Here is a 22,898-nt window from a genome sequence, read left to right as displayed (position 1 = left end):
GCGAAGGAGTGGCGTTCTTCACGCACACCGGTCACCCACGGCCATGGCGGCGCTACGGCCCGTCCGGTGGACGCCGAATCGTGGAGCGCCTATCGGTCGGCAGTCGGCGCGCCGGGGACTCCTCTCGGGGCCGGGGCGGGGCGGGCGGAGAGGAAGGGGGCCCAGCCCTGCTTCGGGGCCTTGCCGACCGCCAGGGTGCGCAGTTTGGCCAGGGTCTGCGGATCCTGGGCGTCCAGCCAGTCGGCGAGCTGCCGGAAGGAGACGCAGCGCACCTCCGCCTTGGTGCAGACGTGTTCCACGACTTCCTCGACGGCACGCATGTACGTGCCGCCGTTCCAGGACTCGAAGTGGTTGCCGATGATCAGCGGAGCGCGGTTGCCGTTGTAGGCCCGCCGGAAGCCCATGAGCAGTCCGTCCCGCATCTGGTCGCCCCAGTACTCGTGCTTGGCGGGGTCGCCCTGGGAGCTCGTGCCGGACTGGTTGACCATGAAGTTGTAGTCCATGGTGAGCTGCTCGTAGGAGTGGCCCGGGAAGGGCACGAGCTGCATCGACAGGTCCCACAGGCCCCCCTTCTTGCCGGGCCAGACCTGGTTGTTCACTCCGCTGCTGTCGTAGCGGAAGCCGAGTTCACGGGCCGCCACCATGAAGTTCTTGCGGCCCTCGAGGCAGGGGGTGCGGGCGCCGATGAGCTCCTTGTCGTAGTCGAAGGGCAGCGGCGGCGCGTTCTTCCTGCCCGTGTTGGTCTTCCAGGACTTCACGAACTGCTTGGCCTGGGCGATCTCGTCCTTCCACTCCTCGACCGACCACTCACCGACGCCGCCGCCCTTGCCGCAGAAGTGGCCGTTGAAGTGGGTGCCGATCTCGTTGCCCTCCAGCCACGCCAGGCGCAGCTGTTTCACGGTGGCGGCGATGCCCCGCGCGTCGTTGAAGCCGATGTCGGAGCGTCCCGGTGAGTGCTGCGGCGGCTTGTAGAGGACGCGCTTCTCCTCCGGCAGCAGGTACACGCCACTGAGGAAGTACGTCATCGTGGCGTTGTTGGCCTTGGACACCTTGCGGAAGTGGGAGAACAGCCGCTGGCTGTCCTCGCCGGCACCGTCCCAGGAGAAGACGACGAACTGCGGTGGCTTCTGCCCCGGCTTCAGCCGCTCGGGTCGGGGCAGGTGCGGCTGGGCACCGGTGTAGGCGGTGGAGCCGTCGCCGATCAGGCGGATCACGTTCTTGGGGGCAGGGGCCGGCTTCGCCTTCTGGGGGCCCGACGTGCCTCCCCCGACTCCGTAGGAACCACCCGTTCCGGCCGTACAGCCGGCGACCGACGCGGCGACGGCGGCGACGACCAGGGCACGCGCGGCGACAGACTTGGGCGCGGTGGCGGACTCAGGCGGGGAAGCGGTCCTGTGCGTGGCGGCGATCCTCGGGTTGACGGCCATCTTCCGCCCACCTTCTTCCTTCTCTCAGGCCAACGCCGACGACGGCGTTTCTCGGGTGGCGTGCCGGGGCGAGCCGACAGTGCCGTCAAGGTTGCACGGGAGCCAGAAGGAATTAGTACGACAAGCCGATGAAATGCCCGCTTCACCCTTGAGGGTGATCTATTGCCCCATTTGCCTGCAATATCCATGCTTGGCCTTTACTCTGCATTACGATCTGTTTACTGAGCGTTGATTCATCCCGCCACTGCACGCCGTGACCCACGGCCGCGACCGCCCCCGCCCCCGCGGGGGTCCCCCTGTTCCGCGACCGCGCTGCCCCGGAGGAGACGGGAAAAATGTCAGCCTGCGTCCCCACTCGTACGTCCGACCCGACGCACACCGAACGCGTCCATACGCCGCACAGCCCCCCACCGCCCCGGCGCCGCCGCTTCCACGTGGCGGGCGCCGACGTGTCCGCGTCCATCGCGGTCTTCCTGATCGCCCTGCCGCTGTCGCTCGGCATCGCGCTGGCCACCGACGCGCCCCTCCAGGCAGGTCTCGTCGCCGCCGCCGTGGGCGGGATCGTCGCCGGTTGGCTCGGCGGCGCGCCACTCCAGGTCAGCGGCCCCGCCGCCGGCCTGACGGTCGTCACCGCCGACCTCATCCACCGCTTCGGCTGGCAGACCACCTGCGCCATCACCGTCCTCGCCGGGCTCGCTCAGCTCGGTCTGGGCTGTCTGCACGTGGCGCGCGGCGCGCTGGCCGTCAGCCCCGCCATCGTGCACGGCATGCTCGCCGGGATCGGCGTCACCATCGCCGTCGCCCAGCTCCACATCGTCCTCGGCGGCAGCCCCCAGAGTTCCGTCCTCGACAACCTCCGTGCGCTGCCCGCCCAGTTGGCCGATCTACGGCCCGCCGCGGTGGCCGTGAGCGCGCTCACCCTGATCCTGCTGCTGCTCTGGCCGCGCCTGCCTGGCCGGGTGGGCCGGCTGCTGCGCAAGGTGCCCGCGGCGCTCGTCGCCGTCGCCGGTGCCACCGCGACCGCCGCGCTCGCGGGACTGACCCAGCCCAGAGTGGACCTGCCGTCCTGGAGCAGTCACGCCCTGGTCGGGCTGCCCGAGGGGCCGGTGCTCGGCCTCGCCGCCGCCGTCCTCACCATCACGCTGGTGTGCAGCGTGCAGTCCCTGCTCGGCGCGGTCGCCGTGGACAAGCTCGTCGCCTCCCGGCCCGGACTGCCGGCCCACGTCGGCCGCTCCGACCTGGACCGCGAACTCCTCGGACAGGGCTCCGCCAACATCGTGTCCGGGGCGCTCGGCGGACTGCCCGTGGCAGGTGTGGCGGTGCGCAGTTCCGCGAATGTCCAAGCCGGTGCCGTCAGCCGGAACTCCACGATGCTGCACGGCGTTCTCGTAGTGATCGCCGCGCTGCTGATGGTCCCGATCCTGGAGCTCATCCCGCTCGCCTCGCTCGCCGCCTTGGTGATGGCCGTCGGCATCCAGATGGTGTCCCTGCACCACATCCGCACGGTGACCCGCCACCGAGAGGTGCTGGTGTACGCCGTCACCACCCTCGGCGTGGTGTTCCTCGGCGTCCTGGAGGGCGTGGCGCTGGGGATCGCCGTGGCCGTCGCCGTCTCCCTGCGCCGCCTCGCCCGCACCCGCATCACCCACGACGAGAAGGAAGGAGTCCATCACGTCCATGTACGAGGCCAGTTGACGTTCCTCGCGGTACCGCGCCTCAGCCGAGCCCTGCACCTCGTGCCCCAAGGCACCCATGTCGTCGTCGTGTTGGACGGCTCCTTCATGGACCATGCGGCGTACGAGTCCCTGCACGACTGGCAGAAGACGCACATCGCGCGAGGCGGCTCCGTCGAGCTGACCGGTCGTCGCATCGCCGCCGGACTCAGACTCACCGAGCCGGTCGCGGAACCGGCCGCCGCCCCCTCTCCCGACTCCGCTTCCGCGACGGGCGCCCCCGTGGCCGACTGCCGTTGCGGCCCCTGGACCCCCTGGCGCAACCACCAGTGCGCGGGCCCCCGGTCGGCGCTGTCGCCGAGCGGTGGCCCGGGAGAACAGCCCGGGACGCCCGGCTCGCTCGACCCGGCCGGTGCGGCGGACTCGCCTGGCGACGACGGCTCGCCTCGCGAGGACAGCACCCCGCCCACGGGCGAAAGGCCCGACACACCTGACACGGCCGACACGCCCGACGCCTCTCACGCCGAGCAACTGTCCGACCCGGCCAACACCTCCGAGAAGTCCAACCCCAACCGGTCCAACCCACGCGACCCAGCAGGCCCGGCAGATCCAGCAGATCCAGCCGGTCCCGCAAAGCCAGCAGATTCAGCAGATCCAGCGGCCTCAGGGAACCTCTCCCACCTGTCCGCCCCATCCGACCCCTCCGCCCCGTCGACCCCGCAGGAGGCGCCCAGCAACCCCCACAGCAACACCTCGAACAACGTCACCCCCGCCCCCACCACCAACGTCACCACCCACCCGACCGCCCTCATCAAGCCCAGCGCTCGTCAGCTGCTGCGTGGCATCAGCGCGTTCCAGCGCAACACCGCGCCGCTGGTGCGTGGCGAGCTGGCGCGGTTGGCGCGGGAGGGACAGCGGCCGTCGCAGCTCTTCCTCACCTGTGCCGACTCTCGGCTGGTCACCTCGATGATCACCTCCAGTGGTCCGGGCGACCTGTTCGTGGTGCGCAACGTCGGCAACCTCGTACCGCTGCCGGGCGAGGAGCACGGAGAGGAGAGCCGCGACGACTCGGTGGCGGCCGCGATCGAGTACGCGGTGGACGTACTGAACGTGCGGTCCATCACGGTGTGCGGGCACTCCGGGTGCGGGGCCATGCAGGCGCTGATGCATTCCGAACCCGGCGGTGCGCAGACCCCGTTGAAGCGGTGGCTGCGGCACGGGCTGCCGAGTCTGGAGCGGATGGCCGACGCCGACCGTCCCTGGGCCCGGCTGGCCGGGCGGGCGCCCGCTGACGCGGTCGAGCAGCTGTGCCTGACCAACGTGGTGCAGCAGTTGGACCATCTGCGCGCGCACGCGTCGGTGGCGCGGGCCCTGCAAGCGGGGGCACTGGAACTGCACGGCATGTACTTCCATGTCGGCGAGGCGCAGGCGTACCTGCTCAACGAGGCGGCCGGAGGCGACGGCGAGGTGTTCGATCACATCGGCGTGGCGGACGTACCGGCCTGAACCCCCGCACCCCGCCCCCGCTACCACCCCCGCCGCCAACGGTGACGGCGACGGTGCACGACCTCCTCGGGGAGGGGTCGTGCACCGAGCCGTCCCGTCGACCGCCCGCCCGCTCACACGCCCGCCCGTCCGCTCACCCGCCCGCCGGCTCCTGGCTGCACCCGCACACGGCGCGCCGCTTGGACCAGGCTCCCGACGAGCGCGGCCACCGCGCGGGCCGCGGCGGCGAGGACGAACCGACCGCCCGTCACGGTGTTCACGGGCCGTCGGTGGCACACCGCTCCCCTGGGTGACGCTGCGCCCGGACATGGCCAGGGACGTGAAAGGCGTTACAGCAGCTGAACCCCGCCCGGTCCGCGTCCGTGGGTACGGATGACCCCGGCCAACGGAGGCGAGCGGATACCCGACCTCAAAGGTCTAAACCAATTGCCCGTCGGCCCTTGTCACCGGACCCCCGGGTCTGATGAGCTGTGGCCTGGGACACAACGGACACCCTTCGAGAGGGAGATGTCGTGAGCAACGAGAGCCTGGCCAACCTGCTGCGCGAGGAACGCAGGTTCGCGCCGCCCGCCGACCTGGCCGCCGATGCCAACGTCACGGCGGAGGCGTACGAGCAGGCCAAGGCTGACAGGCTCGGCTTCTGGGCCGAGCAGGCCCGCCGGCTGACCTGGGCCAAGGAGCCGACCGAGACGCTGGACTGGTCGAACCCGCCGTTCGCCAAGTGGTTCAAGGACGGCACGCTCAACGTGGCGTACAACTGCGTCGACCGCCATGTGGAGGCCGGGCACGGCGACCGCGTCGCCATCCACTTCGAGGGCGAGCCCGGCGACGGCCGCGCCCTCACCTACGCCCAGCTCAAGGACGAGGTCTCCAAGGCCGCCAACGCCCTGCTGGAACTGGGCGTCCAGGCCGGCGACCGGGTCGCCGTCTACATGCCGATGATCCCCGAGACGGCGATCGCGATGCTCGCCTGCGCCCGTATCGGCGCCGCGCACTCCGTCGTCTTCGGCGGCTTCTCCGCCGACGCGCTGGCCACCCGCATCCAGGACGCCGACGCCCGCGTCGTCATCACCTCCGACGGCGGCTACCGGCGCGGCAAGCCCTCCGCGCTCAAGCCCGCCGTCGACGAGGCCGTCGAGAAGGCCGGCACCGTCGAGCACGTCCTCGTCGTCCGCCGCACCGGCCAGGACGTCGCCTTCACCGAGGGCCGGGACGTGTGGTGGCACGACCTGGTGGAGCGGCAGAGCGCCGAGCACACGCCGGAGGCGTTCGAGGCGGAGCACCCGCTGTTCATCCTGTACACGTCGGGGACGACGGGGAAGCCGAAGGGCATCCTGCACACCTCCGGCGGGTACCTCACCCAGGCCTCCTACACCCACCACGCGGTCTTCGACCTCAAGCCGGAGACGGACGTGTACTGGTGCACCGCCGACGTCGGCTGGGTCACCGGCCACTCCTACATCGTGTACGGGCCGCTGGCCAACGGCGCCACCCAGGTGATGTACGAGGGCACCCCGGACACCCCGCACCAGGGCCGGTTCTGGGAGATCGTGCAGAAGTACGGCGTCACCATCCTCTACACCGCGCCGACCGCGATCCGCACGTTCATGAAGTGGGGCGACGACATCCCCGCCAAGTTCGACCTCTCCAGCCTGCGCGTCCTCGGCTCGGTCGGTGAGCCGATCAACCCCGAGGCGTGGATCTGGTACCGCAAGCACATCGGCGCCGACCGCACGCCGATCGTCGACACCTGGTGGCAGACCGAGACCGGCGCGATGATGATCTCCCCGCTGCCGGGTGTCACCGCCGCCAAGCCCGGCTCCGCGCAGACGCCGCTGCCCGGAATCTCCGCCACCGTGGTCGACGACGAGGCGAACGAGGTCCCCAACGGCGGAGGCGGCTACCTGGTCCTGACCGAGCCGTGGCCGTCGATGCTGCGCACCATCTGGGGCGACGACCAGCGGTTCATCGACACCTACTGGTCCCGCTTCGAGGGCAAGTACTTCGCCGGCGACGGCGCGAAGAAGGACGACGACGGCGACATCTGGCTCCTCGGACGGGTCGACGACGTCATGCTCGTCTCCGGCCACAACATCTCCACCACCGAGGTCGAGTCCGCCCTCGTCTCCCACCCGTCCGTCGCGGAAGCGGCCGTCGTCGGTGCCGCCGACGAGACCACCGGACAGGCCATCGTCGCCTTCGTCATCCTGCGCGGCACCGCCGCCGAGACCGAGGACCTGGTCGCCGAGCTGCGCAACCACGTCGGTGCCACCCTCGGCCCGATCGCCAAGCCCAAGCGGATCCTGCCGGTCGCCGAACTCCCCAAGACCCGCTCCGGCAAGATCATGCGCCGCCTGCTGCGCGACGTCGCCGAGAACCGCCAGCTCGGAGACGTCACCACCCTGACCGACTCCACCGTCATGGACCTCATCCAGGCCAAGCTCCCCGCCGCCCCGAGCGAGGACTAGCCGAACGAACCCAGGGCACCCGGTGACCAGCGCACCGGGTGCCCTTTCTGTCGGCTCCACCAGCCCCGAGCCGCACAGCAGCCACGCCGCATCCGCTGCACATCCGCCCACTTTAGGTAAGCTAAGCAAAAGGTAAGCCCAACATCACACAGGTGCGCCGGGAAGTCTGGTCGGCATGTGTTCCGTCATGCCCAGCGACCGGAGTTCTCCCCGTGACCACGCCCCGCACCAGCCCGCCCCGCAAGGTCTTCGGACGTCTGTCCCTGCCCGAGCGGACCTACATCGCGGACGCGCTGCGCACCGAGACCGTCGGCGGTGTGCTGCTTCTCGTCGCCGCCCTCACCGCGCTGATCTGGGCGAACGTACCCGCGTTGCGCGACAGCTACGAGAGCGTCAGCCATTTCCACCTCGGTCCCGCAGCGCTCGGCCTGGACCTGTCCGTGGCGCACTGGGCCGCCGACGGCCTCCTCGCCGTCTTCTTCTTCGTCGCCGGCATCGAACTCAAACGCGAGCTGGTCGCCGGTGACCTGCGCGACCCGAAGGCGGCCGCCCTGCCGGTCGTGGCGGCGCTGTGCGGCATGGCCGTACCGGCGCTCGTCTACACCCTGACCAACCTCGCCGGAGGAGGCTCGACGGACGGCTGGGCCGTGCCCACCGCCACCGACATCGCCTTCGCGCTCGCCGTGCTCGCCGTCATCGGCACCTCCCTGCCGAGCGCGCTGCGCGCCTTCCTCCTCACCCTCGCCGTCGTCGACGACCTGTTCGCGATCCTGATCATCGCCGTCTTCTTCACCGACACGATCCACTTCGCCGCGCTCGGCGGCGCCGTCCTCGGCCTCGTGGTCTTCTGGGTGCTGCTGCGCAAGGGCGTGCGCGGCTGGTACGTGTACGTTCCGCTCGCGCTGGTCGTCTGGGCGCTGATGTACAACAGCGGCGTCCACGCCACCATCGCCGGCGTCGCCATGGGCCTGATGCTGCGCTGCACCCCCCGCGACGACGAGGAGCACTCCCCCGGCGAGCGCATCGAGCACCTCGTACGGCCGCTGTCCGCTGGCCTCGCCGTCCCGCTGTTCGCGCTGTTCAGCGCGGGTGTGACGGTCTCCGGCGGCGCCCTCGGTGACGTGTTCACGCAGCCGGAGACCCTCGGCGTCGTCCTCGGCCTGGTCGTCGGCAAGACGATCGGCATCTTCGGCGGGACCTGGCTGACCGCCCGCTTCACCCGGGCCTCCCTCAGCGAGGACCTCGCCTGGGCCGACGTCTTCGCCGTCGCCGCGCTGGCCGGTATCGGCTTCACCGTCTCCCTGCTGATCGGCGAGCTGGCCTTCGAGGGCGACGCCGCCCTGACCGACGAGGTCAAGGCCGCCGTACTCACCGGGTCGCTGATCGCGGCCGTCTGCGCGACCGCGCTGCTGAAGGCGCGCAACGCCAAGTACCGGCGCCTGGTCGAGGCCGAGGAGCGCGACGACGACCTCGACGGCGTCCCGGACATCTACGAGGAGCACGACCCGGCGTACCACCTGCGGATGGCCGCCCTCCACGACGCCAAGGCCGCCGAGCACCGCCGCAGGGCACGGCAGATCGCCGAGGAGGCGTCCGCCGAACGGAACGGCACCGCGGAAGTGACGGGCGGGACGGGCGGCGAGGGCGACCGTCCGGCATGATCTGACGGGACGGTACAAAAGACGGGACCGAACGCAGTCAGGCAGAAGACGGCGGAACCGTACAAGACGAGGGAGACCGCGATGAGCGCACCCGACGGCAGCCCGGTCGGCGCCGAACGCAGCATCGGCCAGCTGTTCGCCTCGGCCACGACCGAGATGTCGGCGCTGGTGCACGACGAGATCGCGCTGGCGAAGGCGCAGCTCAAGCAGGACGTCAAGCGCGGCGCGGCGAGCGGCGGCGCGTTCTCCCTGGCCGGAGCGGTCCTGATCTTCTCGCTGCCGATGCTGAACTTCGCCCTCGCCTACGGCATCCGCACCTGGAGCGAGTGGAACCTCGCGATCTGCTTCCTGCTGTCCTTCGCGGCGAACGTCCTCGTCGCGCTGCTGCTGGTGCTGATCGGCGTGGTCTTCGCGAAGAAGGCGAAGAAGGGCAAGGGCCCGCAGAAGGTCGCTGCCTCGGTGAAGGAGTCGGCGGGCGTCCTACAGAAGGCCAAGCCGCACCCGCGGCCGGAACTCGCGCGGGACCGTACGCCGGAGGCCATCGAGGCTGTGGCACGCTCGTCGTCATGACGGACCCCGCCAGCCCTTGGGCGCAGCCCTCCTCGGTCGTACGGCCGGAGGGCCCCTGGACGCACCGCGAGGTCGCCGCGAACGGCGCCCGCTTCCACATCGCCGAGGTGGGCGACGGCCCCCTCGTGATGCTCGTGCACGGCTTCCCGCAGTTCTGGTGGACCTGGCGGCACCAGCTGACCGCGCTGGCCGACGCTGGCTTCCGGGCCGTCGCGATGGACCTGCGGGGCGTCGGCGGCAGCGACCGCACCCCCCGCGGCTACGACCCGGCCAACCTGGCCCTCGACATCACCGGCGTGATCCGCTCCCTCGGTGAGCCGGACGCCGCGCTCGTCGGCCACGACCTGGGCGGCTACCTGGCGTGGACGGCGGCCGTGATGCGCCCCAAGCTGGTACGGCGGCTCGCGGTCGCCTCGATGCCGCACCCCCGGCGCTGGCGCTCGGCGATGCTCACCGACGTCCGGCAGAGCGCCGCCGGCTCCCACATCTGGGGCTTCCAGCGGCCCTGGATCCCCGAACGGCAGCTGACCGCCGACGACGGGGCGCTGGTGGGCCGCCTGATCCGGGAGTGGGCCGGACCGCGCCTGCCGGAGGACGAGGCGCTGGAGACGTACCAGCGCGCCATGTGCATCCCCTCCACCGCGCACTGCTCGGTGGAGCCGTACCGGTGGCTGGTGCGGTCGCTGGCCCGGCCGGACGGCGTCCAGTTCTACCGGCGCATGAAGCGCCCGGTGCGCGTGCCGACGCTGCATCTGCACGGGTCCCTCGATCCGGTGATGCGCACCCGCAGCGCGGCCGGCTCCGGGGAGTACGTCGAGGCGCCGTACCGCTGGCGGCTGTTCGACGGGCTCGGGCACTTCCCGCACGAGGAGGACCCGGTCGCCTTCTCCGTCGAACTGGTCAACTGGCTGAAGGATCCCGAACCCGATCGGTGACCAGGTCATCGCGCCCGGCATCCAGAACTGAACACCTGTCCTATGCACGGCCACTTGCCCCGCGCATAGGCCAATTGGCAGCCCCGAAGGCGGTTATCGACCTTGGGGCAGGGGCAGAGGTCGGGGTATGGGCTGGACGCACGACTACAGTGACACAGCACGCACCCGCCGCTCGGCCGCAGGCCTGAGCCCCCACCAGCGAGGTGCCTCTCCGCAGCAAGGCGGCGATCCCCGGGTGGGCATTCCGCGCATCCTGCGCCGCCGGGCCCGCTGGGTCTCGGTGCGCCTGCGTCACCCGCGCGGCTGACGCACCTTTCCCCGCCACGGCTCACAACGCGCAGTTGTCGCTGTCCACCTGCTGGTTGGCGGTACGCCCCTGCGTGATGTCCTGCTGGATCTCGTCCACGGTGAGCGCGTACCCGGTGTCGGCGTCGTCGAGGGACTTCGCGAAGACCACACCGTAGACCTTGCCGTCGGGCGTGAGCAGCGGGCCGCCGGAGTTCCCCTGACGGACGGTCGCGTACAGCGAGTACACATCGCGCCGGACCGTGCCGCGGTGGTAGATGTCCGGGCCGTTGGCGGAGATGCGCCCGCGCACGCGCGCGGCCCGGACGTCGTACGCCCCGTTCTCCGGGAAGCCGGCGACGATCGCGCTGTCGCCGCTCGCCGCGTCCCCGCTGGTGAACTCCAGCACGGGCGCGTCGAGATCCGGTACGTCGAGGACGGCGATGTCGCGCTTCCAGTCGTACAGGACGACGGTGGCGTCGTACTTGCGGCCCTCGCCGCCTATCTGGACGGTGGGCTCGTCGACGCCGCCCACGACATGAGCGTTGGTCATGACGCGGCGTTCGTCGAAGACGAAGCCGGTGCCCTCCAGGACCTTGCCGCAGCTCTCCGCGGTGCCCATGACCTTGACGATGGAGCGCTGCGCGCGGACCGCCACCGCGCTGCCCGCCAGGGCCGGGTCCGGCGGCTTGACGTCGGTGATCGGCTCGTTGGCGAACGGGCTGAAGACCTGCGGGAAGCCGTTCTGCGCGAGGACGGAGGAGAAGTCGGCGAACCAGGTGTCGGCCTGGTCGGGCAGTGTCTGCGACACGCCCTGGAGCACCTTGGAGCCGCGGACCTCCTTGCCCAGCGTGGGCAGCGTGGTGCCGGCGAGCGCCGAACCGATCAGCCAGGCGACGAGCAGCATCGCGACGACGTTGACCAGGGCGCCGCCCGTCGCGTCCAGCGCGCGGGCCGGGGACCAGGTGATGTACCGGCGCAGCTTGTTGCCGAGGTGGGTGGTCAGGGCCTGGCCGACGGAGGCGCAGACGATCACGACGACCACCGCGACGACGGCGGCGGTCGTGCTCACCTCCGCGTTGTCGGTCAGCGCGTCCCAGATCACGGGCAGCAGATAGACGGCGACGAGACCGCCGCCCAGGAACCCGATCACCGACAGGATGCCGACGACGAAGCCCTGACGGTAGCCGACGACCGCGAACCAGACGGCCGCGACCAGCAACAGGATGTCCAGCACGTTCACCGTTTCAGGCCTCGCCTCTTTCTTTCCCGGCCAGGGCAGGCCGGCCGGGGGTCCGGGGCTGTCTCCCGGACAGACACAGCACGTGGGACACCCTGTCATGACCCCCAGTCGAGCGGGACCTGCTTCCCCCGGTCCCAGGGGCGCTCCCATCCGGAGAAATGCAGGAGACGGTCGATCACGCCCGCGGTGAACCCCCACACGAGGGCGGACTCGACCAGGAACGCCGGACCGCGGTGACCGCTCGGGTGGACGGTCGTGGCGCGGTTCTCGGGGTCGGTGAGATCCGCCACGGGGACCGTGAAGACCCGCGCGGTCTCGTTGGGGTCGACCACGCCGACCGGGCTCGGCTCGCGCCACCAGCCCAGCACGGGCGTCACGACGAAGCCGCTGACCGGGATGTACAGCTTGGGCAGCAGCCCGAACAGCTGCACACCCGCCGGATCGAGTCCGGTCTCCTCCTCGGCCTCGCGCAGGGCGGCCCGCAGCGGCCCGTCGCCGTGCGGATCGCCGTCCTCCGGGTCGAGGGCGCCGCCCGGGAAGGACGGCTGCCCCGCGTGCGACCGCAGCGAGCTCGCCCGCTCCATCAGCAGCAGCTCGGGCCCGCGCCGCCCCTCCCCGAACAGGATCAGTACGGCCGACTGGCGCCCCGTGCCGTTCTCCGGCGGGAGGAAACGGCTCAGCTGGAGCGGCTGCACCGTCTCCGCCGCGTGCACCACCGGGTCGAGCCAGGCGGGCAGGCCCTCCTTGCTGAGCACCACCGAACCGCCCTGCGTGTCACTCGCGCGTGTCATCGCCGCTCCACCCCCCGTTTCGTCCCCCTTCGCATCGAGTCCAACGCCCGGACGGTGGGAGATCGTTCCGCGAGGGGGACCACGTCCGGGGTCATCGCCGGCCCTGTCATCAGGCCCCCAGGGGCGGCGCCGGCCGGCCGCCCGCGTCCAGGTAGGCCTGCGGCGGGTTCAGGCGCTGGCCGGGGAAACCGCCCTTCTCGTACTTCAGCAGCTTCTTCGCCTTCTCCGGGTCGGTCTCGCCCTCCCCGTACGCCGGGCAGAGCGGGGCGATGGGGCAGGCGCCGCAGGCGGGCTTGCGGGCGTGGCAGATACGGCGGCCGTGGAAGATCACATGGTGGGAGAGCATCGTCCACTCGCTCTTGGGGAAGAGCGCGCCGATCGCGGCCTCGATCCGGTCAGGGTCGGTCTCCTCGGTCCACTGCCAGCGCCGCACCAGCCGCTGGAAGTGCGTGTCCACGGTGATGCCGGGCCGCCCGAACGCGTTGCCCAGCACCACGAAGGCGGTCTTGCGGCCCACGCCGGGCAGCTTCACGAGGTCCTCCAGCCGGCCGGGGACCTCGCCGCCGAACTCCTCGACGAGCGCCTTGGAGAGCCCTATGACCGACTTGGTCTTCGCCCGGAAGAAACCGCAGGGCCGCAGGATCTCCTCGACCTGCTCCGGGTCGGCGGCGGCCAGGTCCTCGGGGGTGGGGTACTTCGCGAAGAGGCCGGGGGTCGTCTGGTTCACCCGCAGGTCGGTGGTCTGGGCGGACAGCACGGTCGCGACCAGCAACTGGAAGGGATTCTGGAAGTCCAGCTCCGGGTGGGCGTACGGATACACCTCGGCGAGCTCGCGATTGATCCGGCGGGCACGACGGACCAGAGCGGTACGGGACTCGGGCTTCCGGACGGCGGCCGTCTTCTGCGCCAGCGCCGTCTTCTTGGCCGCCGAGGCCTTCTTGGCCGGTGCCGTCTTCCTGGCCGCTGAGGCCTTCTTCTCCGCCGACGTGTCCGTCGCCTCCCTCGCCGCTGTCGCCTCCGTCGTCGCTTCTGCCGTCTTCCTCACAGCCGCCCTCTTTGCCGCCTTCGTCGGCTTCTCACCCTCGCCGGAGCCCTGTTCGCCCACAGCGGAATCGCGACGTACAACCACCCGCCCAGCCCCCTTGGCCTGTGCTCTCACCGGCGATTTGGACACCCGGCCAGCCTAAAGCCCGGCACCGACATCCGCCCCGGACCCGGAAGATCAGCCCCCGATTGGACCCCTGCCGCTTACCTCAGGACACCTGTACGGCATCCTTGTGACAGATCACACTGTTTGGACCGTCCGGCAAAATGGGGAACACGGTCCCCTGGCAACGGGGGAGCAAGATCCCCTGAGCAGGTCGACAAGGAGAGAACTCGTGGACGACGTTCTGCGGCGCAACCCGCTCTTCGCGGCTCTCGACGACGAGCAGGCCGCGGAGCTGCGCGCCTCCATGAGCGAGGTGACGCTCGCACGCGGCGACTCCCTGTTCCACGAGGGCGACCCGGGCGACCGGCTCTACGTCGTCACCGAGGGCAAGGTCAAGCTGCACCGCACCTCCCCCGACGGCCGCGAGAACATGCTGGCCGTGGTCGGTCCCGGTGAGCTCATCGGTGAGCTGTCGCTCTTCGACCCGGGCCCGCGGACGGCGACCGCCACCGCGCTGACCGAGGTCAAGCTGCTCGGCCTGGGCCACGGCGACCTCCAGCCCTGGCTGAACGCCCGCCCCGAGGTGGCCTCCGCGCTCCTGCGCGCCGTCGCCCGGCGTCTGCGCAAGACCAACGACGCCATGTCCGACCTGGTCTTCTCGGACGTCCCCGGCCGCGTCGCGCGCGCCCTGCTGGACCTCTCCCGCCGCTTCGGCGTGCAGTCCGAGGAGGGCATCCACGTCGTGCACGACCTCACGCAGGAGGAGCTGGCCCAGCTGGTCGGCGCCTCGCGCGAGACCGTGAACAAGGCGCTGGCCGACTTCGCACAGCGCGGCTGGCTGCGGCTGGAGGCACGCGCGGTCATCCTGCTGGACGTGGAGCGGCTGGCGAAGCGGTCGCGCTGACCGGATCCGTCACGGACCAGCGGCAGCCGCTTCCGGCTAGAAACTGTCGGACGGCCCCGCGATGAGCCCGTGTTCCTCCAGGTACTCCAGCTGCGCCCGTACCGACAGCTCGGCCGCCGGCCACAGGGAGCGGTCCACGTCGGCGTACACATGGGCGACGACCTCCGCGGGCGTGCGGTAGCCGTCCTCGACGGCCGTCTCGACCTGGGCGAGGCGGTGGGCGCGGTGAGCGAGGTAGAACTCGACGGCGCCCTGGGCGTCCTCGAGGACGGGGCCATGGCCCGGGAGAACCGTGTGGACGCCGTCGTCGACGGTGAGCGACCTCAGGCGCCGCAGGGAGTCCAGATAGTCGCCCAGGCGGCCGTCGGGGTGCGCCACGACCGTCGTACCGCGGCCTAGGACCGTGTCGCCGGTCAGCACGGCCTGATCCGCCGGGAGATGGAAGCACAGCGAGTCGGCGGTGTGCCCGGGCGTCGGTACGACCCTCAGCTCCAGCCCGCCGACGGTGATCACGTCGCCGGCGGCCAGGCCCTCGTCGCCCAGGCGCAGCGCCGGATCCAGGGCCCGCACCTTCGTACCGGTCAGTTCGGCGAAGCGGGCGGCGCCCTCGGCGTGGTCGGGGTGGCCGTGGGTGAGCAGCGTCAGTGCGATCCGCCGGCCGGCCCGCTCGGCGGTGTCGACGACCGTCCGCAGGTGCCCCTCGTCCAGCGGGCCCGGGTCGACCACGACCGCCAGATCGGAGTCGGGCTCGGCGACGATCCAGGTGTTCGTGCCGTCCAGTGTCATCACGGAGGCGTTGGGCGCGAGGACGTTGACCGCGCGCGGGGTGGCGGGGCCGGAGAGGACACCGCCCCGCGGCTGGCCGGGAAGGGTGCTTGCGTCCGTCATGCGGGGGCTCCACCGGTGGGGATGTGCTTGGTGAACTCGTCGTGTCCCGGCCAGGAGAGCACGACCTCGCCGTCCTCCACCCGCGCCCGCGCCAGGACGGGGGTCAGATCGCGGCCGGGAGCCGCGGCGAGCGCCTCGGCGGCGGTGGCGTACGGGGTGAGCTGGCGCAGGGTCGCGATGGTGGGCGGCATCATCAGCAGCTCACCCTTGTCGTACGAGGCGGCCGCGTCCGCCGGGCGGATCCAGACGGTGCGGTCGGCCTCCGTGGAGGCGTTGCGGGTGCGCTGGCCCTCGGGCAGCGCGGCCACGAAGAACCAGGTGTCGTAGCGGCGGGCCTCGAACTCCGGGGTGATCCAGCGCGTCCAGGCGCCCAGCAGGTCGGAACGCAGCACCAGGCCCCGGCGGTCGAGGAACTCCGCGAAGGACGTCTCACGGGCGACGAGGGCGGCTCGGTCGGCCTCCCAGTCGGCGCCGGTGGTGTCCCCGACGACCGAGTCGGGCGCCGGCCCGGCGAGCAGCACACCGGCCTCCTCGTACGTCTCCCGTACGGCGGCGCAGACGATCGCCTGCGCCGTCGTCTCGTCGACGCCGAGCCGCCGCGCCCACCACGCGCGCGTGGGGCCCGCCCAGCGCACCTGCCGGTCGTCGTCCCGCGGGTCGACCCCGCCACCGGGGTACGCGTACGCGCCTCCGGCGAAGGCCATGGACGCCCGTCTGCGCAGCATGTGGACGACGGGCCCGCCCACGGTGTCCCTCAGCAGCATGACCGTCGCCGCCCGCTTGGGAGCGACCGGCGTGAGGGTACCGTCCGCCAGGGCGCGGATACGCTCCGGCCAGTCCGAGGGAAACCACTGCCCATTCGCCATGGCCGGAGGCTATCCCGTGGTGCGCGAATGTTCGAGAGGGGCAGATGCGAGGGCGGCACGCCAGGGAGGTGAGGGCGCCGGCGCGACGACGAGGTCCCTGCCGGGCCGCTCCGGGACCGGCGCGCGGAGCCAGGCAGCCACCGGGGCTCAGGGGCCGCCCGGTCCCCGCTCTACTCCGCCGTCAGCTCCACCTGGATTTCCACCTCGACCGGGGCGTCGAGCGGGAGGACCGCGACGCCCACCGCGCTGCGGGCGTGGACGCCCTTGTCGCCGAAGACCTCGCCGAGGAGTTCGCTCGCGCCGTTGAGGACGGCGGGCTGGCCGGTGAAGTCGGAGGCCGAGGCGACGAAGCCGACGACCTTCACCACGCGCGCGACGCGGTCGAGGTCGCCCGCGACCGACTTGACGGCGGCCAGGGCGTTCAGCGCGCAGGTGCGGGCCAGCTCCTTGGCCTCCTCGGGGGTGACCTCGGCGCCGACCTTGCCGGTGACCGGCAGCTTGCCGTCCACCATGGGCAGCTGGCCTGCCGTGTACACGTACGGCCCCGACTGCACGGCCGGCTGGTAGGCGGCGAGCGGCGGCACGACCGCCGGCAGGGTGAGGCCCAGTTCGGCGAGCCTCGCCTCGATGGCGCTCACGCCTTCTCCCGCTTCAGGTAGGCGACGAGCTGCTCGGGGTTGTTCGGCCCGGGCACGACCTGGACGAGCTCCCAGCCGTCCTCGCCCCAGGTGTCCAGAATCTGCTTCGTGGCGTGGACGAGCAGCGGCACGGTTGCGTATTCCCACTTGGTCATGGGGCCGACTGTATCCGCTGTCGGGCGCGGTACCCGTGCCAGGCCGGGCGGACGATTGCGGCCCGGTTATCCACAGCCTCCCGATTGGCTCGGGCGTCGACTGGTTACGCTCGAATACGTGAGCAGGCTCCAGGTCGTCAGCGGCAAGGGCGGGACCGGAAAGACGACGGTCGCCGCCGCTCTCGCATTGGCTCTCGCGACCGAGGGGAAGCGGACGCTTCTCGTCGAGGTCGAGGGCAGGCAGGGCATCGCACAGCTCTTCGAGACAGAGGCGCTTCCCTATGAGGAGCGGAAGATCGCCGTCGCTCCCGGGGGCGGGGAGGTGTACGCCCTGGCCATCGACCCCGAACTGGCCCTCCTGGACTACCTCCAGATGTTCTACAAGCTGGGCAGCGCCGGCCGGGCCCTGAAGAAGCTCGGTGCCATCGACTTCGCGACCACCATCGCGCCCGGCCTGAGGGACGTCCTGCTCACGGGCAAGGCGTGCGAGGCGGTGCGCAGGAAGGACCGCGGCGGCCGGTTCGTGTACGACTACGTCGTCATGGACGCCCCGCCCACCGGCCGCGTCACGCGTTTCCTGAACGTCAACGACGAGGTCGCCGGCCTCGCCAAGATCGGCCCGATACACAATCAGGCCCAGGCCGTGATGCGCGTGCTGAAGTCGTCGGAGACGGCGGTGCACCTGGTGACGCTCCTGGAGGAGATGCCCGTCCAGGAGACCGCGGACGGCATCGCCGAGCTGCGCGCGGCGAAGCTGCCGGTGGGGCGGGTCATCGTCAACATGGTGCGTCCGCAGGTGCTGGACGCCGAGGAGCTGGAACTCGCGCGGACGGTGCCTCGTTCCTCTGTTGCCCGGTCGCTGTCCGCCGCGGGACTCGGCGGGGCGCGGCGCGGCGGGCACGCCGAGCGGCTGGTGGACCCGCTCCTGGGACAGGCCGAGGAGTACGCCGAGCGGTACACGCTGGAGCAGGAGCAGCGGTCCGTCCTCGCCGACCTGGGCCTGCCGTCGCATGAACTGCCGCTGCTCGCCGAGGGCATGGACCTCGCGGGTCTGTACGAACTCGCCACCGATCTGCGGAAGCAGGGGATGTCATGAGCGCGGATCACGCTCGGTCCGGGAAGAGCCCCCGGGCCCACGCCCAGGAGGGACGCCGCCTCTCCCCCGCGCGCGTGCTGGACGTCGATCCGCTGCTCGACGACCCGAGGACCCGCATCGTGGTGTGCTGCGGCTCGGGCGGGGTCGGCAAGACGACGACGGCGGCGGCGCTGGGCCTCAGGGCGGCCGAGCGCGGCCGCAAGGTGGTCGTCCTCACGATCGACCCGGCGCGCCGGCTCGCGCAGTCCATGGGCATCGACTCGCTCGACAACATCCCGCGCCGGGTGAAGGGCATCGACGACTCCGCGAGCGGCGAGCTGCACGCGATGATGCTCGACATGAAGCGCACCTTCGACGAGATCGTCGAGGCGCACGCGGACCCCGAGCGGGCGGCCGCGATCCTGGGCAACCCCTTCTACCAGTCGCTCTCGGCGGGCTTCGCGGGCACGCAGGAGTACATGGCGATGGAGAAGCTGGGGCAGCTGCGCGCGAAGGACGAGTGGGACCTCATCGTCGTCGACACCCCGCCGTCCCGTTCGGCCCTGGACTTCCTGGACGCGCCCAAGCGGCTGGGGTCGTTCCTCGACGGCAAGCTGATCCGCGTCCTGCTGGCGCCCGCCAAGGTCGGCGGCCGCGCGGGCATGAAGTTCCTGAACGTCGGGATGTCGATGATGACCGGCGCGCTCGGCAAGCTGCTGGGCGGTCAGCTGCTGAAGGACGTGCAGACGTTCGTGGCGGCGATGGACTCGATGTTCGGCGGCTTCCGCACGCGCGCGGACGCGACGTACAAGCTGCTCCAGGCGCCCGGTACGGCGTTCCTGGTGGTGGCGGCGCCCGAGCGGGACGCGCTGCGGGAGGCCGCGTACTTCGTGGAGCGGCTGGCCGCCGAGGACATGCCGCTGGCCGGCCTGGTGCTCAACCGGGTGCACGGCAGCGGCGCCGCGCAGCTCTCCGCCGAGCGTGCCCTGGCCGCCGCGGAGAACCTGGAACTCGCGGAGCCGTCCGACACGGACCTGCCCGACCGGCATCCGTCCGCCGCCGACTCGTCCACCGCGGATCCGACCACCGCGGATTCAGCCACCGCGGATCCGACCACCGCGGATCCGTCCGACACCAACCAGCCCACGGCCGACTCGTCCGCCGCGGAGCGGTCCGTCGCCGACCCCGCGTCCGTCCCGTCCGCCGGCCCTGGGGCCGCCCGCTCGGCGGACCCCGTGGCCGCGTCGACCGGCGTGTCGAGCGTGTCGGGCGTGGAAAATCTTGAAGAGTCCCGCATTGTGGATCAGGACGGCGGGAAAGCTGGTCTTCGTAACTCTCCCGACACGCAAGGCAGTTCAGAATCCCCCACCGCGTCCACCGCCTCCGGCCCCGGCTCCCCCATCCATACGGACCGGACCGTGGACGACCTCACCTCAGGCCTGCTGAGACTGCATGCCGAACGGATGCAGCTGCTCTCTCGTGAGCAGCGCACACGCGACCGCTTCACGGCGCTCCACCCCGAGGTGGCGGTGGCCGAAGTGGCCGCGCTGCCCGGCGATGTGCATGACCTCGCGGGCTTGCGGGACATCGGGAACCGGCTCGCGGCCAACCGGCCGGAGCTGCCCGAGACGGCGGAAGCCTGAAGGGGCGGACCCCCTCAGCTCACCGCCGCGTAGTTCTCGTACACCTGGTCGTCGTCGAGCGACACGATGCCCGCTCCGCGCTCGTATTCCGATCGCGCCGTCTCCAGCAGCCGGCGCCACGAGGTGACGGTCGGCCGCCTGCGCAGCAGCGCGCGGCGCTCGCGCTCCGTCATGCCTCCCCATACGCCGAACTCGACGCGATTGTCGAGCGCGTCGGCCAGGCACTCGGTCCGCACCGGGCATCCGGTGCACACCGCCTTGGCCCTGTTCTGCGCTGCTCCCTGAACGAACAGTTCATCCGGATCGGTAGTGCGGCAGGCAGCCTGCGCACTCCAGTCGGTTACCCAGCCCATACCGGCGCCGTCCTCTCCCGAATCGAGGCTCCCCCACGGCGGCAGCGGCATATTCACCGCCGCCAGTTGAGGACGTTACGGAAGGTGGGCACAGCGCAACACCCCCTTCGGGCCCAATCTTGAATGGCCCGAACGGACTATGCGTAAGCGGCAGATCACCCGGGGGAGTGAGCCTGCGACATGCACGACTATCCCGACACAAGGGACAGTTCTGTTGGGTCACAACGGACGCCGGGTGACACACAAGGCGGATTCGGACACGTCCCCTACAAAAAAGTCGGGGTACCTCCGGAACGATTCGGGGTCGCCGGACGTATTGATACGTGGCCCTGCTGCTGTGACAGTTGAGAGCAGCTTAGGCCAAGGCCTGTACGCGTGTCCGGCGAATGAGAACGTAGGCTGCCCTCATGCCAAAGAAGCGCTCGGGCGGTGGTCTGTCGCCAACGCAGGAGGCCGCCAAGTTCCTCGGTGTCAGTGTGCTCGCGGGAGCCGTGCTGGCCGGTATCGCGCTGCCCGCGTTCGGCGCGCTCGGTCTTGCGGCCAAGGGTTCGGTGGAGAGCTTCGACGAGCTCCCGGCCAACCTCAAGACCCCACCGCTGAGCCAGCGCACCACCATCCTCGACGCCGAGGGTGGTCAGATCGCGACGGTCTACTCCCGCGACCGCACGGTGGTGGACCTCAAGAACATCTCGCCGTACATGCAGAAGGCGATCGTCGCGATCGAGGACTCGCGTTTCTACGAGCACGGCGCGATCGACCTCAAGGGTGTCCTGCGCGCCCTGAACAAGAACGCGCAGAGCGGCGGGGTGACCGAGGGCGCCTCGACGCTCACCCAGCAGTACGTGAAGAACGTCTTCGTGGAGGAGGCCGGCGACGACCCGACGAAGGTCGCGCAGGCCACCAAGCAGACCATCGGCCGCAAGATCCGCGAGCTGAAGTTCGCGATCCAGGTCGAGGAGGAGCTCGGCAAGAAGAAGATCCTCGAGAACTACCTGAACATCACCTTCTTCGGCCAACAGGCCTACGGCGTCGAGGCCGCCTCCCAGCGGTACTTCTCCAAGCACGCCAAGGACCTGACCCTCCCCGAGGCGGCTCTGCTGGCCGGCATCGTCCAGTCGCCCAGCCGCTACGACCCGGTCAACGACAGCGAGGAGGCCACCCAGCGCCGCAACGTCGTGCTCCAGCGGATGGCCGAGGTGGGTGACATCTCGCAGGCGCAGGCGGCGCAGGCCCAGAAGGCCCCGCTGGGCCTGAAGGTCACCAAGCCGAAGAACGGCTGCATCACGGCCGTCCAGGGCGCCAGCTTCTTCTGCAAGTACGTCGAGCGGGTCTTCAAGAGCGACCCGGTCTTCGGCAAGACCAAGGAAGAACGCGCCAAGATCTGGAACCAGGGCGGTCTGACCATCCGGACGACGCTCCAGCCGCAGGCCCAGGAGTCCGTCCAGGCCTCGCTGAAGGAACACGTCTACAAGTCGGACAAGGTCGCCGCGGCCGTCACCCTCGTGGAGCCCGGCACCGGCAAGATCCTCGGCATGGGCCAGTCGAAGCCGTACGGCTACGGCAAGAACGAGACCGAGTACAACTACTCGGTCGACGCCGCGATGGGCGGCTCGAACTTCGGCTTCCCGACCGGTTCGACGTTCAAGCCGTTCGTGGCGGCGGCCGCGCTGGAGGAGGGGCGGCCGGCGACGCAGACGTACTCCGCGCCGTACCAGATGCCGTATCCGCAGCAGGTCCAGACGTGCAGCGGCAAGCCCTGGGTCAACAGCAACAACGAGGATCTCGAGAACGAGACCGAGACCGAGGTCGGCCCCTACGACCTGCGGACCGCCATGGCCAAGTCGGTCAACACCTACTTCGTGCAGATGCTCGCCGACATCGGCATGTGCCCGGTGGTCAAGATGACCAACGCCCTCGGCGTGGTCCAGGGCAACGGCACGAAGGTCCCCGAGGTGCCGTCGTCGATGACCCTCGGCTCCACCGGTCTGTCGCCGCTGACGATGGCCGGCGCGTACGCCGCCTTCGCCAGCCGCGGCATGTACTGCACGCCGATCGCGATCGAGTCGATCACCCAGACCCTGGGCGGCGCGGACGGCACCAAGAAGTCGCTGGAGGTCCCGAAGTCGACCTGCTCGCGGGCGATGAGCGAGAAGACCGCGGACACCATCAACACGCTGCTCAGCGGCGTGATCGACTCCGGTACGGGCAAGGCGGCCGGTCTGAAGGACCGCGACAACGCGGGCAAGACCGGTACCACCGACGAGCGCAGGAACGCCTGGTTCGTCGGCTACACGCCGAACCTCTCGGGCGCCGTCTGGGTCGGCAGCGCCACCCAGAAGGTCAAGATGACCGACATCTACATCGGCGGCCGCTACCACGGCCTCGTCTACGGCGGTGACACTCCGGGCCCGATCTGGAAGGACGCCATGACCGGCGCCCTCGAAGGCAAGGACGACCCGGACTTCAACACCGTCTACATCCCCAGCGGCAGCCAGGGCCGCGGCGACGAGGACGGCAACGGCAACGGCAACGGCAACGGGAACGGCAACGGTGACAACGGCGGCGGCCGAGGCAACGACGACGGCTTCATCGGCGGCCTGATCGGCACCACGGACAACGGCGGCACCACCACCGGCGGTGGCTTCCCGGACCCGACCATCTCGATCC

The 22,898-nt window shown here is 70.8% G+C and carries 20 protein-coding genes; 10 read left to right on the top strand and 10 right to left on the bottom strand.

Annotated elements, in window-relative coordinates; translation table 11 throughout:
* Positions 1-89 precede the first annotated feature (89 nt).
* Positions 90-1,409: a hypothetical protein gene (locus ALMP_RS05140; RefSeq protein ID WP_375803436.1), complete on the bottom strand. Its 1,320-nt coding sequence runs from the start codon at positions 1,407-1,409 to the stop codon at positions 90-92.
* A gap of 353 nt (positions 1,410-1,762) precedes the next feature.
* On the opposite strand from ALMP_RS05140, the gene ALMP_RS05135 reads away from it, so the two are divergent.
* Positions 1,763-4,606, top strand: a complete 2,844-nt coding sequence (locus tag ALMP_RS05135; RefSeq protein ID WP_264924989.1) for a SulP family inorganic anion transporter — start codon at positions 1,763-1,765, stop codon at positions 4,604-4,606.
* Between the two features lie 113 nt (positions 4,607-4,719).
* On the opposite strand, the gene ALMP_RS05130 is transcribed toward ALMP_RS05135, so the two are convergent.
* Entirely contained in the window at positions 4,720-4,866 is a 147-nt protein-coding gene (locus ALMP_RS05130; RefSeq protein WP_264924988.1) for a hypothetical protein, read from the bottom strand.
* Between the two features lie 252 nt (positions 4,867-5,118).
* Between ALMP_RS05130 and acs the strand changes: the two genes are divergently transcribed.
* From acs to ALMP_RS05105, 5 genes are all read left to right on the top strand, one after another.
* Complete coding sequence (gene acs, locus ALMP_RS05125) at positions 5,119-7,074, top strand: acetate--CoA ligase (RefSeq protein WP_264924987.1); 1,956 nt, start codon at positions 5,119-5,121, stop codon at positions 7,072-7,074.
* A 212-nt stretch (positions 7,075-7,286) separates the two neighbouring features.
* A complete protein-coding gene (gene nhaA, locus ALMP_RS05120) occupies positions 7,287-8,735 on the top strand; it encodes a Na+/H+ antiporter NhaA (RefSeq protein ID WP_264924986.1) in 1,449 nt (482 codons plus the stop codon).
* Positions 8,736-8,816: 81 nt separating this feature from the next.
* On the top strand, positions 8,817-9,305 hold the full coding sequence (locus ALMP_RS05115) for a phage holin family protein (RefSeq protein WP_264924985.1): 489 nt from the start codon (positions 8,817-8,819) through the stop codon (positions 9,303-9,305).
* The gene (locus tag ALMP_RS05110; RefSeq protein ID WP_264924984.1) at positions 9,302-10,240 is read left to right on the top strand and encodes an alpha/beta fold hydrolase; all 939 of its coding nucleotides are present in this window, start codon (positions 9,302-9,304) and stop codon (positions 10,238-10,240) included. The genes ALMP_RS05115 and ALMP_RS05110 overlap by 4 nt, the downstream gene beginning before the upstream one ends.
* Positions 10,241-10,367: 127 nt before the next feature.
* Complete coding sequence (locus tag ALMP_RS05105; protein WP_264924983.1) at positions 10,368-10,547, top strand: hypothetical protein; 180 nt, start codon at positions 10,368-10,370, stop codon at positions 10,545-10,547.
* 21 nt (positions 10,548-10,568) lie between these two features.
* On the opposite strand, the gene ALMP_RS05100 is transcribed toward ALMP_RS05105, so the two are convergent.
* From ALMP_RS05100 to nth, 3 genes are all read right to left on the bottom strand, one after another.
* Positions 10,569-11,768, bottom strand: a complete 1,200-nt coding sequence (locus ALMP_RS05100; protein ID WP_264924981.1) for a MarP family serine protease — start codon at positions 11,766-11,768, stop codon at positions 10,569-10,571.
* A 95-nt stretch (positions 11,769-11,863) separates the two neighbouring features.
* Complete coding sequence (locus tag ALMP_RS05095) at positions 11,864-12,559, bottom strand: CoA pyrophosphatase (RefSeq protein ID WP_264924980.1); 696 nt, start codon at positions 12,557-12,559, stop codon at positions 11,864-11,866.
* A gap of 109 nt (positions 12,560-12,668) precedes the next feature.
* The gene (nth, locus tag ALMP_RS05090) at positions 12,669-13,688 is read right to left on the bottom strand and encodes an endonuclease III (protein ID WP_264924979.1); all 1,020 of its coding nucleotides are present in this window, start codon (positions 13,686-13,688) and stop codon (positions 12,669-12,671) included.
* Between the two features lie 250 nt (positions 13,689-13,938).
* On the opposite strand from nth, the gene ALMP_RS05085 reads away from it, so the two are divergent.
* A complete protein-coding gene (locus ALMP_RS05085) occupies positions 13,939-14,613 on the top strand; it encodes a Crp/Fnr family transcriptional regulator (RefSeq protein ID WP_031115987.1) in 675 nt (224 codons plus the stop codon).
* 36 nt (positions 14,614-14,649) lie between these two features.
* Here ALMP_RS05085 and ALMP_RS05080 read toward each other — a convergent pair whose 3' ends face one another.
* The 4 genes from ALMP_RS05080 to ALMP_RS05065 all read right to left on the bottom strand — a co-directional run bounded on the left by ALMP_RS05080 (position 14,650) and on the right by ALMP_RS05065 (position 17,160).
* Positions 14,650-15,501 carry an MBL fold metallo-hydrolase gene (locus ALMP_RS05080; RefSeq protein WP_264924978.1) on the bottom strand — a complete coding sequence of 284 codons (852 nt, stop codon included), beginning with the start codon at positions 15,499-15,501 and terminating at the stop codon, positions 14,650-14,652.
* The gene (locus tag ALMP_RS05075) at positions 15,498-16,367 is read right to left on the bottom strand and encodes an NUDIX hydrolase (RefSeq protein WP_264924977.1); all 870 of its coding nucleotides are present in this window, start codon (positions 16,365-16,367) and stop codon (positions 15,498-15,500) included. The genes ALMP_RS05080 and ALMP_RS05075 overlap by 4 nt, the downstream gene beginning before the upstream one ends.
* A 170-nt stretch (positions 16,368-16,537) precedes the next feature.
* Positions 16,538-17,005 carry a RidA family protein gene (locus tag ALMP_RS05070; RefSeq protein WP_264924976.1) on the bottom strand — a complete coding sequence of 156 codons (468 nt, stop codon included), beginning with the start codon at positions 17,003-17,005 and terminating at the stop codon, positions 16,538-16,540.
* A complete protein-coding gene (locus ALMP_RS05065) occupies positions 17,002-17,160 on the bottom strand; it encodes a DUF4177 domain-containing protein (protein WP_003967454.1) in 159 nt (52 codons plus the stop codon). The genes ALMP_RS05070 and ALMP_RS05065 overlap by 4 nt, the downstream gene beginning before the upstream one ends.
* A gap of 118 nt (positions 17,161-17,278) precedes the next feature.
* Between ALMP_RS05065 and ALMP_RS05060 the strand changes: the two genes are divergently transcribed.
* Together ALMP_RS05060 and ALMP_RS05055 are read left to right on the top strand one after the other, a co-directional pair.
* Positions 17,279-18,256, top strand: a complete 978-nt coding sequence (locus tag ALMP_RS05060) for an ArsA-related P-loop ATPase (protein ID WP_264924975.1) — start codon at positions 17,279-17,281, stop codon at positions 18,254-18,256.
* On the top strand, positions 18,253-19,878 hold the full coding sequence (locus ALMP_RS05055) for an ArsA-related P-loop ATPase (protein WP_264924974.1): 1,626 nt from the start codon (positions 18,253-18,255) through the stop codon (positions 19,876-19,878). Before ALMP_RS05060 ends, ALMP_RS05055 begins: the two co-directional genes overlap by 4 nt.
* Before the next feature lie 14 nt (positions 19,879-19,892).
* Here ALMP_RS05055 and wblA read toward each other — a convergent pair whose 3' ends face one another.
* A complete protein-coding gene (gene wblA, locus ALMP_RS05050; protein ID WP_264925002.1) occupies positions 19,893-20,231 on the bottom strand; it encodes a transcriptional regulator WblA in 339 nt (112 codons plus the stop codon).
* 407 nt (positions 20,232-20,638) lie between these two features.
* On the opposite strand from wblA, the gene ALMP_RS05045 reads away from it, so the two are divergent.
* Positions 20,639-22,898 (top strand): transglycosylase domain-containing protein (locus ALMP_RS05045; RefSeq protein WP_264924973.1); only part of this gene is annotated, 2,260 nt, incomplete at its 3' end.

Origin of the sequence: Streptomyces sp. A012304 (genome assembly GCF_026008495.1) — a bacterium.
In the GTDB taxonomy this organism is placed as follows: domain Bacteria; phylum Actinomycetota; class Actinomycetes; order Streptomycetales; family Streptomycetaceae; genus Streptomyces.
The sequence above is the reverse complement of the archived record's forward strand: the minus strand, read 5'-3'. Positions and strand labels throughout refer to the sequence as shown.